General features: G+C 60.1%; 16 protein-coding genes and 1 tRNA gene. 7 read left to right on the top strand and 10 right to left on the bottom strand.

The window, feature by feature from the left end; translation table 11 throughout:
* Together VFI82_04025 and VFI82_04020 are read right to left on the bottom strand one after the other, a co-directional pair.
* Positions 1-1,057: DEAD/DEAH box helicase (locus VFI82_04025; GenBank protein ID HET7183826.1), on the bottom strand; the 1,057-nt coding region annotated here is incomplete at its 3' end.
* Positions 1,058-1,847: 790 nt separating this feature from the next.
* Positions 1,848-2,594 carry a hypothetical protein gene (locus VFI82_04020; GenBank protein ID HET7183825.1) on the bottom strand — a complete coding sequence of 249 codons (747 nt, stop codon included), beginning with the start codon at positions 2,592-2,594 and terminating at the stop codon, positions 1,848-1,850.
* 66 nt (positions 2,595-2,660) lie between these two features.
* Here VFI82_04020 and VFI82_04015 point away from each other — a divergent pair, with 66 nt between their 5' ends.
* Positions 2,661-2,987, top strand: coding sequence for a hypothetical protein (locus VFI82_04015; protein HET7183824.1), 327 nt, complete (start codon positions 2,661-2,663; stop codon positions 2,985-2,987).
* A 101-nt stretch (positions 2,988-3,088) separates the two neighbouring features.
* Positions 3,089-3,165, top strand: a tRNA-Arg gene (locus tag VFI82_04010).
* Between the two features lie 24 nt (positions 3,166-3,189).
* On the opposite strand, the gene VFI82_04005 is transcribed toward VFI82_04010, so the two are convergent.
* The 5 genes from VFI82_04005 to VFI82_03985 all read right to left on the bottom strand — a co-directional run bounded on the left by VFI82_04005 (position 3,190) and on the right by VFI82_03985 (position 7,486).
* Positions 3,190-3,711: a hypothetical protein gene (locus VFI82_04005; protein ID HET7183823.1), complete on the bottom strand. Its 522-nt coding sequence runs from the start codon at positions 3,709-3,711 to the stop codon at positions 3,190-3,192.
* Between the two features lie 10 nt (positions 3,712-3,721).
* A complete protein-coding gene (locus VFI82_04000; GenBank protein HET7183822.1) occupies positions 3,722-5,341 on the bottom strand; it encodes a hypothetical protein in 1,620 nt (539 codons plus the stop codon).
* A gap of 7 nt (positions 5,342-5,348) precedes the next feature.
* Positions 5,349-6,053: a type II secretion system protein gene (locus tag VFI82_03995; protein ID HET7183821.1), complete on the bottom strand. Its 705-nt coding sequence runs from the start codon at positions 6,051-6,053 to the stop codon at positions 5,349-5,351.
* A gap of 14 nt (positions 6,054-6,067) precedes the next feature.
* On the bottom strand, positions 6,068-6,604 hold the full coding sequence (locus tag VFI82_03990; protein ID HET7183820.1) for a hypothetical protein: 537 nt from the start codon (positions 6,602-6,604) through the stop codon (positions 6,068-6,070).
* A gap of 255 nt (positions 6,605-6,859) precedes the next feature.
* The gene (locus tag VFI82_03985) at positions 6,860-7,486 is read right to left on the bottom strand and encodes a hypothetical protein (GenBank protein HET7183819.1); all 627 of its coding nucleotides are present in this window, start codon (positions 7,484-7,486) and stop codon (positions 6,860-6,862) included.
* Positions 7,487-7,725: 239 nt separating this feature from the next.
* On the opposite strand from VFI82_03985, the gene VFI82_03980 reads away from it, so the two are divergent.
* Positions 7,726-8,949, top strand: a complete 1,224-nt coding sequence (locus VFI82_03980; protein ID HET7183818.1) for a hypothetical protein — start codon at positions 7,726-7,728, stop codon at positions 8,947-8,949.
* Between the two features lie 35 nt (positions 8,950-8,984).
* Here VFI82_03980 and VFI82_03975 read toward each other — a convergent pair whose 3' ends face one another.
* Both VFI82_03975 and VFI82_03970 read right to left on the bottom strand, forming a co-directional pair.
* Positions 8,985-9,350, bottom strand: a complete 366-nt coding sequence (locus tag VFI82_03975) for a hypothetical protein (GenBank protein ID HET7183817.1) — start codon at positions 9,348-9,350, stop codon at positions 8,985-8,987.
* A 119-nt stretch (positions 9,351-9,469) separates the two neighbouring features.
* Positions 9,470-10,072: a hypothetical protein gene (locus tag VFI82_03970; GenBank protein ID HET7183816.1), complete on the bottom strand. Its 603-nt coding sequence runs from the start codon at positions 10,070-10,072 to the stop codon at positions 9,470-9,472.
* A gap of 98 nt (positions 10,073-10,170) precedes the next feature.
* On the opposite strand from VFI82_03970, the gene VFI82_03965 reads away from it, so the two are divergent.
* On the top strand, positions 10,171-10,530 hold the full coding sequence (locus VFI82_03965) for an STAS domain-containing protein (protein HET7183815.1): 360 nt from the start codon (positions 10,171-10,173) through the stop codon (positions 10,528-10,530).
* A gap of 23 nt (positions 10,531-10,553) precedes the next feature.
* On the opposite strand, the gene VFI82_03960 is transcribed toward VFI82_03965, so the two are convergent.
* Positions 10,554-10,994: a nucleoside deaminase gene (locus VFI82_03960; protein HET7183814.1), complete on the bottom strand. Its 441-nt coding sequence runs from the start codon at positions 10,992-10,994 to the stop codon at positions 10,554-10,556.
* Between the two features lie 517 nt (positions 10,995-11,511).
* Between VFI82_03960 and gcvT the strand changes: the two genes are divergently transcribed.
* The 3 genes from gcvT to gcvPA all read left to right on the top strand — a co-directional run.
* Positions 11,512-12,660: a glycine cleavage system aminomethyltransferase GcvT gene (gene gcvT / locus VFI82_03955; GenBank protein HET7183813.1), complete on the top strand. Its 1,149-nt coding sequence runs from the start codon at positions 11,512-11,514 to the stop codon at positions 12,658-12,660.
* Positions 12,661-12,731: 71 nt separating this feature from the next.
* The gene (gcvH, locus tag VFI82_03950) at positions 12,732-13,121 is read left to right on the top strand and encodes a glycine cleavage system protein GcvH (protein ID HET7183812.1); all 390 of its coding nucleotides are present in this window, start codon (positions 12,732-12,734) and stop codon (positions 13,119-13,121) included.
* Positions 13,122-13,240: 119 nt separating this feature from the next.
* The coding region (gene gcvPA, locus VFI82_03945; protein ID HET7183811.1) for an aminomethyl-transferring glycine dehydrogenase subunit GcvPA at positions 13,241-14,166 on the top strand (926 nt) is incomplete at its 3' end.

The following is a 14,166-nucleotide window of genomic DNA, read 5'->3' as shown; positions in this document are numbered from 1 at the left end:
GTTCCAGCACCTCCGCGGGCGAGACTAATGTCGAGGCCCGGCCCAGGGCGCCGGCGCGTCCGGTGCGACCTACGCGGTGGATGAAATCCTCCGGCAGGGTCGGCAGATCGTAATTGATGACGTGCGCCACGTCCTGGATGTCGAGGCCGCGCGAAGCGACGTCGGTGGCCACCAGGACCTTGAAGCGGCCTTCGTCGAAACCGCTGAGGGCGCCGATGCGCTGCGATTGCGATCGGTCGCCGTGGATCATGGCAGCAAGGAATCCCTCGCGCACCAGGTGTTTCGCCAAACGCTCGGTGCCGCGCTTGGTGCGGGCAAAGACCAGCGTGCGTCCTTTTTCCTTGCGCAACAGGTTTCGAAGCGCGTCAAATTTGTCGGCCGTGGAAACCTCGAAAGCGAGCAGTTCGACGCTCTCCACCGGCTTTAACGTGGAGCCGAGCGCGACACGCACAGGATTGCTGGTGTATTCCTTTACCAGCCCGGCAACCGAGGCCTCCAGGGTGGCGGAAAAACACATGGTTTGTCTTTGTTTCGGAAGCGCGGCGACAATGCGCCGGATGGCGGGCAGGAAGCCCATGTCCAGCATGCGGTCGGCTTCGTCGAGGACTAGGACTTTCACCTGGCGAAGATCGACGAGACGCCGCCCCAGGAAATCTTCCAGGCGACCGGGCGTTGCCACCAGCACACGCGCTCCGGAACGAATTGCCTGCAACTGGCTTTTTTCGTTGAGTCCGCCGATGACCAGCGCCGCGGGCGGAATCGACTTCCCGCGCAGTTGTTCAAATTGATCGTGCACCTGCATGGCGAGTTCGCGCGTTGGCACCAACACCAGAGCTTCGACGCAGCGCGACTGCGGCGATTGCAGCAGGCGTTCGATCATCGGGATCACAAAAGCCAGGGTCTTGCCGGTGCCCGTCTGGGCGGTGGCCATCAGGTCTTTTCCGGCAAGAGCGTGCGGGATCGCGGCCGATTGAATCGGTGTGGGAATGTGAAATTGGTGTGCCTTCAGTCTCTGCTGCAATGCGGCAGAGAGAGGCAGTTCGGTAAAGCTTGTCATTCGAATCGTATCTTTCTGGAGAGGCGTCTCGCGAGACGCACTCAAGATGCGATTCGCGACGGTGTCAAGGAAGCCGCTCAATAGGTTGTCAGCGCCGGGAACGTACGGGCGTCAGGAAGCCAAGGAGGGTCAGGCCGGCTGTTAAGATCGGACTGCCGCACCACAAGCAAGCCGTGGTTACAAGCGTCTAAGTCAGTATAGCACGATTGCCGGCACCAACCCGGGACGCCGATGTTTAGGATGCTGGTGCCTCGGTTGAGTCGGGTTCGGCAGATGGCTGAAAGCCTTCTTCTGCCGCCGGTTCTCCCGACGGCGACTGCTTCTCCAATTTCCGCTGCTGCCGTCGTTCTGCCTTGGCGCGCTGTTTTTCCTGGCGGGCGAGTTCACGTTGACGCTTTTGGAAGGTTTGGCTTGGGCGCATGTTATTTGTCTCTTCCTGCACGAGGAGCGTGCGCCGTGTGGTAGAGCTGCCCTAGAACCAGTTTAGTGGGCTGCTCTTCAGTGATGGATTTATCACATCCTGGACAGTAGCCGATGGTCTCGGATCCCTTCTTCGGGCTCGGGTCGGTTTTGAACAATGTTCCTCCTGGTCGATTGCTTCATGCTATTCAGGGTTTTTCCGCTTGCCAGCGCGATCCGCCGCACCATGCTCGAATTGCTGAGCTGTTGGTTAAGTGAGAGAACTTCAGATGGGCTGACTTAATTCAGAGAATCTGAAGAGGAGACGGAATTCTCGCCTGACCCTAACCCTAGTCCTTATGAACAGGGAAGTCAACCGAGGGAAGGGAGGTCAAAACTCCAAAGTCACATAGCGCGCAGGGGTTGCGCCCAAGTTGCGCAGTTTGTGCGGGCCGGCCGGAAGCCAGAGCACATTTCCTGCGCGCAGTTCGATGGTCACGCTGGAGGACGGTTGAGCGTCGTCGGCCAGGGTCAGGTGTGAAACGGCCACCAGCAAGGTATCAGCGCGCTCGCCGATGCTGCGAAATGACTCGCCTGGCGCCAGTGTGGTTCCTCCGGCGACGATCTGGCCGATGCCGACCGCCCACATCGGCGGCAGGGGGGCGGCGCGCGGGCAGCCGCAGACCGAACGTTGCGCGCCGCTATCACAGTCGCAAGCCGACGCGAGTCCTCGGAGCTTGATCTCGACCAGCACGGCGCGGAACGAATCGGCGGCGTCATTGGATATCGAACGGGTTGTGAAGCTGGGAAAGAAGCGCGTGTCGCCCATGGCGAAGGCAACAGCAGTCTTGTTGCCATCGGCGTCAATCACGGTGACATGGGCAGCCGCCAGGGCGATCCAGAAGATGTCGTGCGTATTTTGAAAGATGGAAGCGTGGCCGTCGGGCGGCAGGTCGAGAGCGAAGACGCTGACCTCCCGATTTTCGAAGATGGGATCGAAACGTGTGTTCTGGGATTGCGCCTGCGCAGTACCGACCCAGATGAGCGCAACCATGACGACGGGGAGAGCCGGCCTTATTAGTGGTTGCGAGTTCCGAGTGGTAATACGACGCATCGAGTACACGGTATCGTAGTACACGCGAGGGGACTTCGAGTTGCGGAGTCGAGGTGCGGAATGAAATGTCGAAGCATAACTTGCGCTCTGTTGATTACGACCCTGGCGGCAGGGCAGGCGCCAGATACACACAAGAGCCGTTCGCAGAAGCCGGCAGACCAGGCAGAGGCCCAGGCCCTTACCAACGACATCACCCGGATGCGAACGTTGCTTCAACAAATGGAAATGAACCTGGCATTCGTACAGACGACGCAAACCCCGCTGAAGCATCAGTTCGAATTGGAAATCGACATGTGGCGGACGGTGCTGGATGGAATGCAACGGCGCGCCGAGCGTCTGCGCGGAACGAGCACGGGCGGCGCAGCCTTGCCTGACACGGTTCCGCTTCGGCAGGGCTCAAGGCAGGGAAGACCGTAAAAACCTGCCGTCGCCGCCCGATTGATAAGTGAGATGCGGGAGACGGCCGCGGCGCGCGTATTGATAGGGCGATAATTGCAACCGGGTACAATATAGGGCGAGGGCCCGTAGCTCAGCTGGATAGAGCAACGGATTTCTAATCCGTGGGTCGCGTGTTCGAATCACGCCGGGCCCGCCATGCTGCCTCCGGCACGATCCGGTATTACTTGCTCGAAGACTGGGCAGAGGATGCGGCTTGGACAGCAGTTGAGGAGTTGTCGGCATTCCCGGCCGGCACACCGCCTGCCTTTAACTTTTCGATTTCAGCCTCGTTTTGTGCAATGATCCGCTTGCGGGTTTCCACGATTTCGACCAGCGCCGGGATCAGCTTTTTGTCGTCGCTGGCCTCGATCTTAGCCTGCAACGTGGCAATGACCCTCCGAGTATCCTCGTTGTCCTTCGTCAACTGCGCGATGCGCGCTTTAGGATCGGGTACGGACTGCGGTTTTGCAGCCGCATCTGTGCCGGCTGCCGGCACGTCGGCCTTGGTACCTGCAGGAGGCGCAACCGGCTGATCGGCGTCTGGGCTGGGCGGGATTTCGTCGTTGGTGACCACGTGCTTAGCCTTGACGCTGGATTTTTGCCGAGCAACATCGCCCAGCGAAGGCGAGTTCGATTGCGCCAGCGCGCCGGCGGCGAGGAGGCTGAGAAGCAACGTCGTCTTGAACGAAAAGTTCCGAATCATTGCAATCTCCTCAGTACGTCAGCTCGCGAGTCGTTACCACCGTTAGTGGCTGTGGGGTATTGGTATTCAAGAGCGCGCACCGGTCGTATTGGATCGTGATGCCGCCGGAGATAGCGTCTGCCACCGTACCTTGGCCGGCAATGATGGAACCGATGACGTTGTAATCCTGACCGCTGCCGCTGCCCTGCAGCGTCAGGGTACCCGAAACAATGACCAAGCCGTAAAACTCAAAGCCGCCGTGAAGGGTGAGATTCCCGTTTACCACCAGCACGCCGGCTCCGCTGGTATGTGCCTGCAGGTCAATGGAGCCCGGAATGTAGGTGTACTGGTACGCCACTCCGGCGGGGCTTTGGACGTTGGTTGGCGGCCAGGGGTTCGGCTCGGTGCCGAACGCTAAGCCGGTCGCGGTTCCACAGTTCGCATACGGCGAGCCTGCTGAACACGTGATGGAATACGAAGGCGAGTTGGTGACATCGACCATCCCCTGCATTTTCCTGTACTTGTTGACGAGCGATGGCACATCGTAAGGAAACGCCTGGTTTTGGGCAACCGCCGGGGTCGTGCCGGCGACGAGGGCAGGGCCGCCGCTCTGGGTTTCGGTACCGCTGCTGAATATCGAATACGTGTTGCCGGTGCAGGGGCCCCCGGTTGCGCGATTGGTGCAGGTGGGGGCTCCCCCGCCCGGAGGATTGGTGCAAGCGCACTTGCAGTTGTCGTACCCGTTCACCGTCACCGAGGCGCCGCTGACGGTGACGTTGTTGTTCGCGTCCACCGCGGCATTGGTAACCAGCGGCGGGTTGTTGGCGACCTCCATCTGCACCATGCGCCTTGATCCGTTCGGCGTAACCGCCAGCGATGTCAGCAGGTACACGGGCATGGTCGAGGCATTGATCGGCGATACGGTTGTACTGCAATCGGTGCCCGGCGACGCCGCAAGAAGCTCGCGGGTGCCATCCCAGCAAACTGCGGTGGCCGCCGTCGTCGGGCAGTTGGCCGACCCGTTCACGCAGACCGGGAAGGTGGAATAGTTCATCTTCATGTTAATGCGGGTCCAGCGGAAATCGAGCGCGTTCGCGGTGCTGGTATTGGGCGACAGACTCGGCACGCCACTGAAGGAGGATCCCCCGTTATGCCAGGTCGTCCCCGTATAGGTGCTGGAGCCGCCGCTGTAGTAGCCGTACCAGTTCGTGTTGGTGCTCGAGTCGTATGGCAATACCGTACAGGGTGTGCCCAAGCCGGGATCGGTGGGTGGCGGAAACTCGTGACAGTATTCGTCGTCAATAAAGCTGTCGCTCGCCAGCCAGGGTTTGGGTGTGATGGTGTTGCCCGCGCTATTTACGTACGGATTGACCAGGTAGATGGTGTGGCCCGCGCTGCTTGGTGTGCGCGCCGGCGGCGAGATGCCATTCGCCGTGTTGGTGCGGATGCGGTCGCGCGCTTCCTCAAGGCCGCCCAACGCGGCATAGTAGGCCCGCATGGAGCCGCCGTAATTGCTGTTGATCGCGGTTTCGGTATTGGCGGAGTACATCATGCCCAGGCCGACGGCAGCGAGTATGAGCAGCGCAAACAGCGCCATCAGCAGCGCCACACCGCGTTCTCCCCGACGATGCTTTCGACGTGACGTCTTCATATTTCCCTCAGCAGCTATTCGACTGCCCGGTAGTGGCTTCCGAGCAGTTCGTAACCCGCACCACCGATCGCAAGGTGGTGACGGGACGAACTCGGCTTTGAATGTCGGTCACGTTGCCCTGGACCTGCAACACGATTTCGATCGACTTGATACTGGCGATAGCGGTCGGACTGGAGCTGATGTCCACGGGCAGAGTGACCACTGAGCCGTCGGTCTTATAGGCTGTAAAGATGGTCGTATTCTGGACGTTCTCCACGCCGTTTTGCAGCGAAACGGTCTGGCCGGTAAGAGGACTGGCGTTGTTCTTGAAATACTGGCTGCGCTGCAGGACGCCGGAATTGAGCTGGTATACCACCGCGATGACTTTGCCCTGGTCGTCATAAGTTTCCAGGCGCAGTTCGCCGGTATCTACCTTCACCAGGCCGATGGCGTTCTTGGGGTCGCTAAGCCCATTGGTGATCTGCGATGCATCCTGAACGCGCGCATTGGGATATCCCGCGCCGTGAATATCGCGGACCATCAGGTCGACAAAGTCGCGCCCCTGCTGGAACGCGTCCAGCTTGGACTGCTCGGTGCGGGCGCGTTTCTGGACCAGGTCCACCTGGCGGAACACCACCCCCATCATGATGGTCAGGATCAGCACCACCACCATGAGTTCGATCAACGTGAAGCCCACGTCGGCGCGCCGTCGCTGGCGCGAATAGTTGTCCATTCGTCCCCCGCTCATCACTGACCCACCATGGCGCGAATGGTGACCGGCAAGGCGAACAATTGAAGATTGCCGGAAACCGCGGCCGTCGGTCGTGCGCCAATTATCACGAAAGTCGTATGGGTGGTGGCGGCGGCGATGTTCCAGCGCACGTCATAGGTCGTTTGCTGGCCGGTAGCGTCGCACACCACGTATTGCATCTTGAAGTTCGCTGGAACTCCGCTGTAGGCCTGGGTGAAATCGACAGCGCCATTGGAAACGTTGGCTCCCCCGGCGGCCGAATCGATGGTCCAGGTGTTTCCCGCGCAGTCGGTCACGGTGGTCGTAGTAGTGGATCCCTCCGGCAGGGTCTGGATCCGTTCCAGCACCATCTGTGCCACGGTCGCCGCTGTGGTGTCCTTCTTGTTGCGTCCGTTCGAGGACACCGCCGCTATCATCAGCACCATGACGCCCGCGAACCCGATCACCAGCACGACGCCGGCGATCATCAGTTCGATAAGGGACATTCCGGCTTGTGCATTGCGCCGGCCCGTGCGCCGAAGCATGGCTTGCATTCGCCCTCCAGATCCGTGTGCCGGGTTCCGAATACCTGAATCATGACACATCAGGCAGGAATCGGAACTACTCGAAAGTAATTGGACTCCCGGTTCGCACTTGGTATTTTCCTGGGGAAGATGGGCGCATGTTAGCACCCAGCCAGACACACTTCGATAACAACTTAGAGGCGTGGGAGGGAGGAAAAACCAGCGTGGAACCGGTCCCAGATCGGCCGAAAACCTCTGTTCCAGACGTCGATTTTCAGCCGCCAATCATTCCCATTTCGAGCCGTCCCACATCCATGTCCGGACCCGTCCGGCAGGTGAAACCGTCACCGCCGACCATCCACTCCCGCCCCCTGGACGGCTGTCCGTGAGAAAAATTCCGTAAGCAGCAATGACCGTCGTTCCCGAGGGAGGCGTGTAGACGTTGAGGCAAAGGTTGTTGTTCACCGAACAAGGCGTTCCGCGGGAGCTGAAGTATGGCGGCGAAGCCGAGGCCACCAGGGGTGTGAATCCCAATGACATGCTGGTGATGGCTGGATAGCCAGAGGTCTGGCGGGTGACGTTGCCGCCCAATTGTACCGTCGGATACGTATTCGACCAGGAAGCGCTGCAGTTGCGAGTAGCGCTCATGTCGATAAAAAAAAGCGTGGTTCGGTTGTTGCTGCCGATGGTAGTGCTGCACACCGGGTAATAGGTATTGTCGCGGATGGCGCGGAAATGGGCCTGCTGCAGCAGGCCGGAAACGTCGTTGGCCGCGCTGCGAAGCCGGATGTTATACGTCGTGTTGATGATGTTGGGCAGCAAAATCGCCGCCAGGACCATGGTGACCGCAACCACGATTACCAACTCCACCATCGACATGCCACGAACATGACGACCGCGAGCTTGAGCCATCCTCATCATCATCTGTTCCTATGCTGCGCAAGGGCGCCTTCCCGAGATAATTCTCGGGCGCGAATATTAGTCTGCGGGGGAGATAAACCGGATACTAGCACTAATTGGCGGCGCGTTCCACAGCCTCTGACGCAGAAGAGTAACGCAAGACCATGACCGTTTCGGTCCGCCGCTATTGATTGCCGCCGGAATGTGGTTGCGTCCCGGAATGAACGCCGACTATCATCCCTCGCAACACAATGAAATTGCTGGCCTCTTTGAATCCCATCCAAATCGCGCTGCTGATCGTGGCCGGTTTGGCTACACTCGGCGTGATTATCACCCTGGTACGCAGCCTGATGACGTTCGCCGGGTTTGGGGAGGTGTCAGCGGCGGCGAAGCAAATGGCTCGCGCCATATCCGGCGAAGCGTTTCGCGACGGGCCCGACTTGGTGGTTTCCGGCAAGTACGACGGATCGCCTGTCGTTGCCCGTTTTTCTAACCAGGAACATACACCGGGCTTGAATTTGCGGATGGCAGCACCGGCTACGTTCCAACTCTCCGTCGCACATGTCAGCAAGCCGATAACCGAGGGCGGTAAAAACCAGGTTCGCACCGGCAATCCCAGGTTTGACGCCCGGTTTACCATGCAAACGGACCGCGTGACGGAAGCTAATATGTTCTTAAACGCGTCCGTCGCAGGTCGTCTGCAGCAACTCGCCTGTTCCAATAACACGTTTGTCAGTATCGGCAGCGGGGCAATCGAGGTCAGCGAACTGCTCATTCCTCCGGACACCGGCCAACACGTCATGGAACACGTGCAGGCCATGGCGGAACTGGTGCGGGAGGTGCGCAAAATGCCGGGGGCGGACCGGGTCAAGCTGGTTTCGATCGCGCCCGAGCGCCAGGTTGCCGGACGAATCGCGATCGCGATCGGGGTGGTGCTGGCGGTAGTCAGCATTTTCGCGGCTACCAAGGTGCCGTCTCACCCGGCTTTTAAAGAGGTCAACGCAACCCTTCAAAACGGCATTCCGCCATCGGACGCGCTCCTGCTGCATGACGCCGAGCAATGGCACGTCGCCACGCCTGACGATCTGGATCCGGCCGCGGCTGCCTGGTTGCGAAACCAGGGCCGCACTCCCGCCGGACGCATCGAGGCGGACTTTTCAGGCAAGGGCGAGGGTACCGACGTTGGCTACTTGCTGATCGGGCCGGAAGGGCGGCGGCGCATCGTCATGCTGGCGAATCACGCCAACGTTCTGGATGGCGAGATGGTGAACGTCGCTCTGATCGCAGCTATTCCCAAGTATGCTGTGCCAAGAATTCAGTGGAAGGGAGGCATGCCGCCGGAAGATACGCTGGGCGATGGCCTCCTCGTGCTGCAGAAAAAGGGTGACGGCCAGACTTCGGTGATCTTCTTCTTGAGCCGCTCAGGAATCGTAACCGGAGCGCCGATCGATTATCAGCAGATCAACCTGCAATAACTCACAACTTGTCACCGGCGGACCTTCTGCAACGGCTATTTCTTGTCTCCAATCACGGCGTTAAGTTGCTGCAAGAGTTCCTTCACTGCGCTGCGGAGTTGGAGAAGCTGGCCGGGTTGAAAGCGCAGATCCGGCCGGTCGAGGTCCTCGCGCAGCGCGCGGCACAGCTGGTAGGCGGCGCGCACGCGTTCCCCGGCAAGGATGGAGAGCACCGCGGTGGGATCGTTATGCGTGTCCTTGGTTTCCGCATACTGCTGGGTCGCCCAGGCAGTGGTGCGGACGCGGTTCACGGCGTCGCGGAAGTCGGCGAGGATTCGGGCATCCAGGTCGGCGGTGTCGAGCAGGGTCTCAACCGTGCGCAATTCACTGGTCGCATTCTGCAGCCGAACTGAGACCGTCAAGGCGTCCGTTTCCACGCAAGCTCCTTGCAATTCAGTAAGAAGAGTTCGCAGTAACTAGTAAGCCGAAACGAGCCCGAAATACAAGCGATTTCGGCGGCGTCCTCGTTACTTCCGGGTTCTTACTTGTGAGTTTCACCGGCGGACAGTTGCAGGATAGCATTGCCGATCAGCTTGAGCGCGATGCCCCAGCGCTTGCGGGCATCGGCCTCATCGTCGCCGTATCCGGACAGATAAAAGGTGAAGTAGAAGCCCTCGCTGGGGTTTTCCGCCGGCGCTCGCTCCTGGTCGCAACCGCCTGCGAAGTAGCAGCGGCGGATGATGAATTCGGCGGCGGCGGAGATCTGAGGAGCGCGTCCCAGCAGCTTGATCAGGCGCTGCGCGAAGCGCTCGTGCTGCTCGAACGAGAACCGCGGTGCGTCGCTGACGAAGAAAACGTCCACGTAGGAAACGAATTTACCCATCGCCCCGTAGATGCCCTCCGGTTCGTTCAGCTCGGTGCTGTACCAGGCGTCGCACTTGGCAGACTGCAGCATCGACGATGCGGAGTTGAGCTGCACCAGGAATTCGGCTAATTCCGGGTACCGTGTCGCTTCCTCCACGTAGATAAGCAAGTCGGGCTGCCGCTTGAGATCGTGGTAGCGGAGCCGGCCGTCGCCGCTGGACCATGGGATGGCGAGGGTGGGATCGCCCCCACCGAGTTCGACGGTAAGTTCGGCGTCCATGCTTCGGCGAAACGGAATTGTACCGGCCTCCCGAGGTTGACCGAAACTGTTTCACGGCTTAGGATGCCGGGCACAATCGCAGCGGGCGGGAGACGGCCATGATTCTGGAGATTCAGAAGAAGACGGTTGGGAACGCGGTCGTCATGGAGATGACTGGCCGGATCACGCTGGGGCGGGATTGCCAGCAAATCGAGTCGGACGTGGATGAACTGATCCGCGGCAAGCAGACCCGGATCGTGTTTGACCTGTCCGGTGTCAAGTACATGGACAGCAGCGGTGTGGGAATCATGGTCATGTGCTCGGCGAAGATCAAACAGGCGGGAGGGGAACTGCGGCTGGCCGGCGCTACAGGCGTTGTGGAGCAGACGCTGAAGCTGACTCGCATGAACCTGATCGTGCCGACCCATGCCACGGTGGAGGAAGCATTGTCGGCGGCCGAAGCGGCCCGCGCCGGCTGACCACGTCGCGCTGAGACCGAAGGTTACTTCCCAATATCCTCATTCCACAGGTCAGGATGGGCGGCGATGAAGGAGCGCATCATCTCCAAGCACTCTGGATCGCCGAGCACCGACACACTCGTCCCGCCATCGCGAAACAGGTGCTCGGCACCGAGAAAATTCTGGTTCTCGCCGATAATGATGCGGGGGATGCGAAAGAGGAGGCTGGTGCCGGTACACATGATGCAGGGGCTGAGCGTGCTGACCAGCGTCAGCTCCGGCCAATCGCGCCGCCGGCCTGCATTGCGAATGCAGACCACCTCGGCGTGCGCCGTCGGATCGCCCGTCTGCACCCGGAGATTGTGCCCGCGGGCAACGATTCGCCCCGCGGCGTCAGCGAGCACGGAACCGATGGGCAGCCCGCCTTCCTTAAGGCCGGCTCGAGCTTCATCAAGAGCTTCCCGCAGTAGCGCGGCATCGTTCATAGAAAGGCGTAGTAGTTTGCTGAACTCTTATCGTTTAGCTCTTGGCTCATAGCCAAGCCGGATTCGATTGTCCAAGCGGCCCTGTTCTGCCGAAGAGCCAAAAGTTAAGAGCTAAAGGCCCCAGGGTCGGGCAGCGGCTGCGCTTCCATGTCGCAGGCCTGCCGGCACTCAAGGCAATAGTACATGCCGTCGGAGCAGAGGCGGAGGTCGTTAGCTCCCTCGCACATATAACAGTACTTGTGGCACTCGCAGCGAAGCTCTTCCTTTTCGCAAACGATGCACCGGTATGGTACGAACATGCCGCGACTGTAGCGCGAAACCGCGCCGGTGAAAAGGGCGCAGAAGAATACCCTCCTGCTGTTGCGGCAGCGAGAAGAGCGAGAAGGATGAGCGTTCCCACCCCGGCAATTTGGCCCAAATTGGGCCGCGACGATGTTTGACCCACCCCGGAACGCGTGATAACGTAGCGCGTTCATCGCTCGGCAGTTTGCCCTTCTTAGCGGCTGGAGAGTGTCCCGTGTCTTCCACTGCAGATGTTTCAACCGCGACCATTCGCAAGACAGCTCTCAATGCCGTCCATCGCATGATGGGCGCGAAGATGGTGGATTTCAATGGTTGGGACATGCCGGTGGAATACCCCGCCGGATTGATTGCGGAGCATCTCGCGGTGCGGTCGGGAGTGGGCATTTTTGACGTCAGCCACATGGGCGACATCCGCATCTCGGGACGGCAGGCGCTGGCGGCGGTGCAGCACATCACCATGAATGACGCGTCGAAGCTGCAGATCGGGCAGTGCCAGTATTCGGCGATGCTCTATCCGCAAGGAACCTTCGTGGATGACGTCATCGTTCATCGTTTTGGAGAAAACGATTTTTTCTTTGTCATCAATGCCGGCACGCGCGAAAAAGACATCAACTGGGTGCGCGAGAATACCCGCTCGTTCGAATGCAAAGTCGAGCATCTGAGCGACGACTTTACGCAGATCGCGATTCAGGGACCGCGCGGCGTGGACCTGCTGCAGAAGCTGACCGACGCCGATTTGTCCAAGGTGAAGTTTTACTGGTTCACCCGCGGAACGGTGTGCGGGCTGAAGAACACGTTGATCGCCCGCACTGGCTACACTGCCGAAGATGGCTTCGAGATTTACGTGCCCACCGACGAAGCGACAAGCGAGCGCGTGTGGAACGAGGTGATGGCGGCGGGCAAGGAATTCCATGTTCTGCCCTGCGGGTTGGGCGCCCGCAACACGCTGCGGCTGGAAGGCAAGCTGGCGCTGTATGGGCACGAGATTTCGGATTCGACCACCGTGTGGGAAGCCGGACTGGAGCGCTGGCTGAAAATGGACAAGAGCGAGTTCATCGGGCGCAGGTCGCTGGAGCGGCAGCAGGTCGACGGCGTTACGCGAACGCTGGCCGGTTTGGAAATGATCGAGCGCGGCATTGCTCGGGACGGTTACAAGGTTCGCGATGAGTCGGGCCGCGAGATCGGCTACGTGACCAGCGGATCGTATGCGCCGTTCCTGAAGAAGAACATCGCCCTTGCCTACCTGCCCCCGTCACTCTCCAGGTTGGACAGCATCGTCGGGGTCGAAATTCGCGGCCAGGCGGTGAAGGCCAAGGTGGTACCGGTGCCGTTTTACCGAAGGCCGAAGAAGCAGGCGGCGTAGTAATTAATTGGTGGCAACCAGTCATCGAACCCAGTGGAGCTTTCATTTTCTTCGCACCTACGGAGCAATCAATGGCCTATCCGGCAAACTTGAAGTACACCAAAGAGCATGAGTGGATCAAGGTGGATGGCGATACCGGTACGATTGGGATTACCGACCACGCGCAGAAAGCGCTGGGCGATATCGTGTTCGTGGAATTGCCCAAGCCCGGCGCGGCTCTGACCGCGGGCAAGAGCCTGGGAACGGTGGAGTCGGTGAAGGCGGTCTCCGACATCTACGCGCCGGCTTCCGGAACTGTGGCCGAGGTCAATCAGGAGCTCGCAACGGCGCCGGAGAAGATTAACTCCGACCCGCACGGCGCTTGGATGGTGAAGGTGAAGCTCAGCAACCCGGGCGAGGTGAAGAACCTGCTCTCCTCCGCCGATTATGAGAAGTTTGTCGCCGAGGAAGCAGGACACTAGGGGAATTTGTAATTGGTAATTTGTAATTTGTAACTGGAACTTCCGGCGTAGGTTAAGATCTGCGACCGCGCCAACCTCTGCGAAATTACAGATTACAAATTACTCAATTACAAATCCATATGCGCTATCTTCCGAAATCCCCCGCAGACCGGGAGTTGATGCTGCGCGAAATCGGCATCCGCTCCATGGACGAACTCTTCGCCCCCATCCCGGCGGAATACCGGCTGAAACGCGAGTTGGACATTGCGCCATCGATGGCCGAAGCCGACATCATGGACTGGTTCCGGCAGCGGGCTTCCGAGACCGCCGCGTCCAACTACGCCAATTTTCTCGGCGCCGGTGCTTATCACCACTACCGCCCGGTTGTGATTGACACCTTGATCTCGCGCGGCGAGTTCTTTACCGCCTACACCCCTTACCAGCCGGAAGTCGCACAGGGTACGCTGCAGGCCATCTTCGAATTCCAGACCATGATCTGCGAACTCGCCGGCATGGAAGTCGCCAACGCCTCGATGTACGACGGTTCCACCGCGACCACCGAGGCGGCAATGATGGCCGCTCGCGTGACCGGGCGCCCCGGCGCCGTGGTGGCTCGCAGCGTCCACCCGGAATACCGCGAGGTGCTGGCCAGCTACGCCAAGAACCAGGGCATGCCGATCTCGGAGGTCGCCTACCTCGAGAGCGGCCGGGTCAACATGGCGGCGCTGGAAAAGGCGGTCACCGAGGACACTGCGTGCGTGCTCATCCAGTCGCCGAACTTTTTCGGCACGATTGAAGACGTGGCAGCTATCGCCGAAATCGCCCATCGCAAGGGCGCGCTGCTGGTGGGGGCGATTGCCGAGGCGGTGTCGCTCGGCATCGTAAAGCCGCCGCAGGAGGCGGACATTGTCGCCATGGAGGCGCAGTCGTTCGGCGTGCCGCTGAGCTTCGGCGGACCCTATGCCGGCGTCATCGCGACCAAGGAAAAATTCGTTCGCCAGATGCCGGGCCGGCTGGTCGGGCAAACCCAGGACAAGCAGGGCCGCCGCGGTTTCGTGCTCACGCT

Source organism: Terriglobales bacterium (genome assembly GCA_035691485.1).
Classification (GTDB): Bacteria; Acidobacteriota; Terriglobia; order Terriglobales; family Acidobacteriaceae; genus JAIQGF01.
Note: the sequence above shows the minus strand (reverse complement) of the source record. Positions and strands in the feature narration are given on the sequence as shown.

Excerpts from the sequence above, each read along its gene's own strand:
- VFI82_04005 (HET7183823.1), bottom strand. The coding sequence starts at position 3,711 with ATGATTCGGAACTTTTCGTTCAAGACGACGTTGCTTCTCAGCCTCCTC.
- VFI82_04000 (HET7183822.1), bottom strand. The coding sequence starts at position 5,341 with ATGAAGACGTCACGTCGAAAGCATCGTCGGGGAGAACGCGGTGTGGCG.
- VFI82_03995 (HET7183821.1), bottom strand. The coding sequence starts at position 6,053 with ATGGACAACTATTCGCGCCAGCGACGGCGCGCCGACGTGGGCTTCACG.
- VFI82_03990 (HET7183820.1), bottom strand. The coding sequence starts at position 6,604 with ATGCAAGCCATGCTTCGGCGCACGGGCCGGCGCAATGCACAAGCCGGA.
- VFI82_03985 (HET7183819.1), bottom strand. The coding sequence starts at position 7,486 with ATGGCTCAAGCTCGCGGTCGTCATGTTCGTGGCATGTCGATGGTGGAG.
- VFI82_03980 (HET7183818.1), top strand. The coding sequence starts at position 7,726 with ATGAAATTGCTGGCCTCTTTGAATCCCATCCAAATCGCGCTGCTGATC.
- VFI82_03970 (HET7183816.1), bottom strand. The coding sequence starts at position 10,072 with ATGGACGCCGAACTTACCGTCGAACTCGGTGGGGGCGATCCCACCCTC.
- VFI82_03965 (HET7183815.1), top strand. The coding sequence starts at position 10,171 with ATGATTCTGGAGATTCAGAAGAAGACGGTTGGGAACGCGGTCGTCATG.
- VFI82_03960 (HET7183814.1), bottom strand. The coding sequence starts at position 10,994 with ATGAACGATGCCGCGCTACTGCGGGAAGCTCTTGATGAAGCTCGAGCC.
- gcvH (HET7183812.1), top strand. The coding sequence starts at position 12,732 with ATGGCCTATCCGGCAAACTTGAAGTACACCAAAGAGCATGAGTGGATC.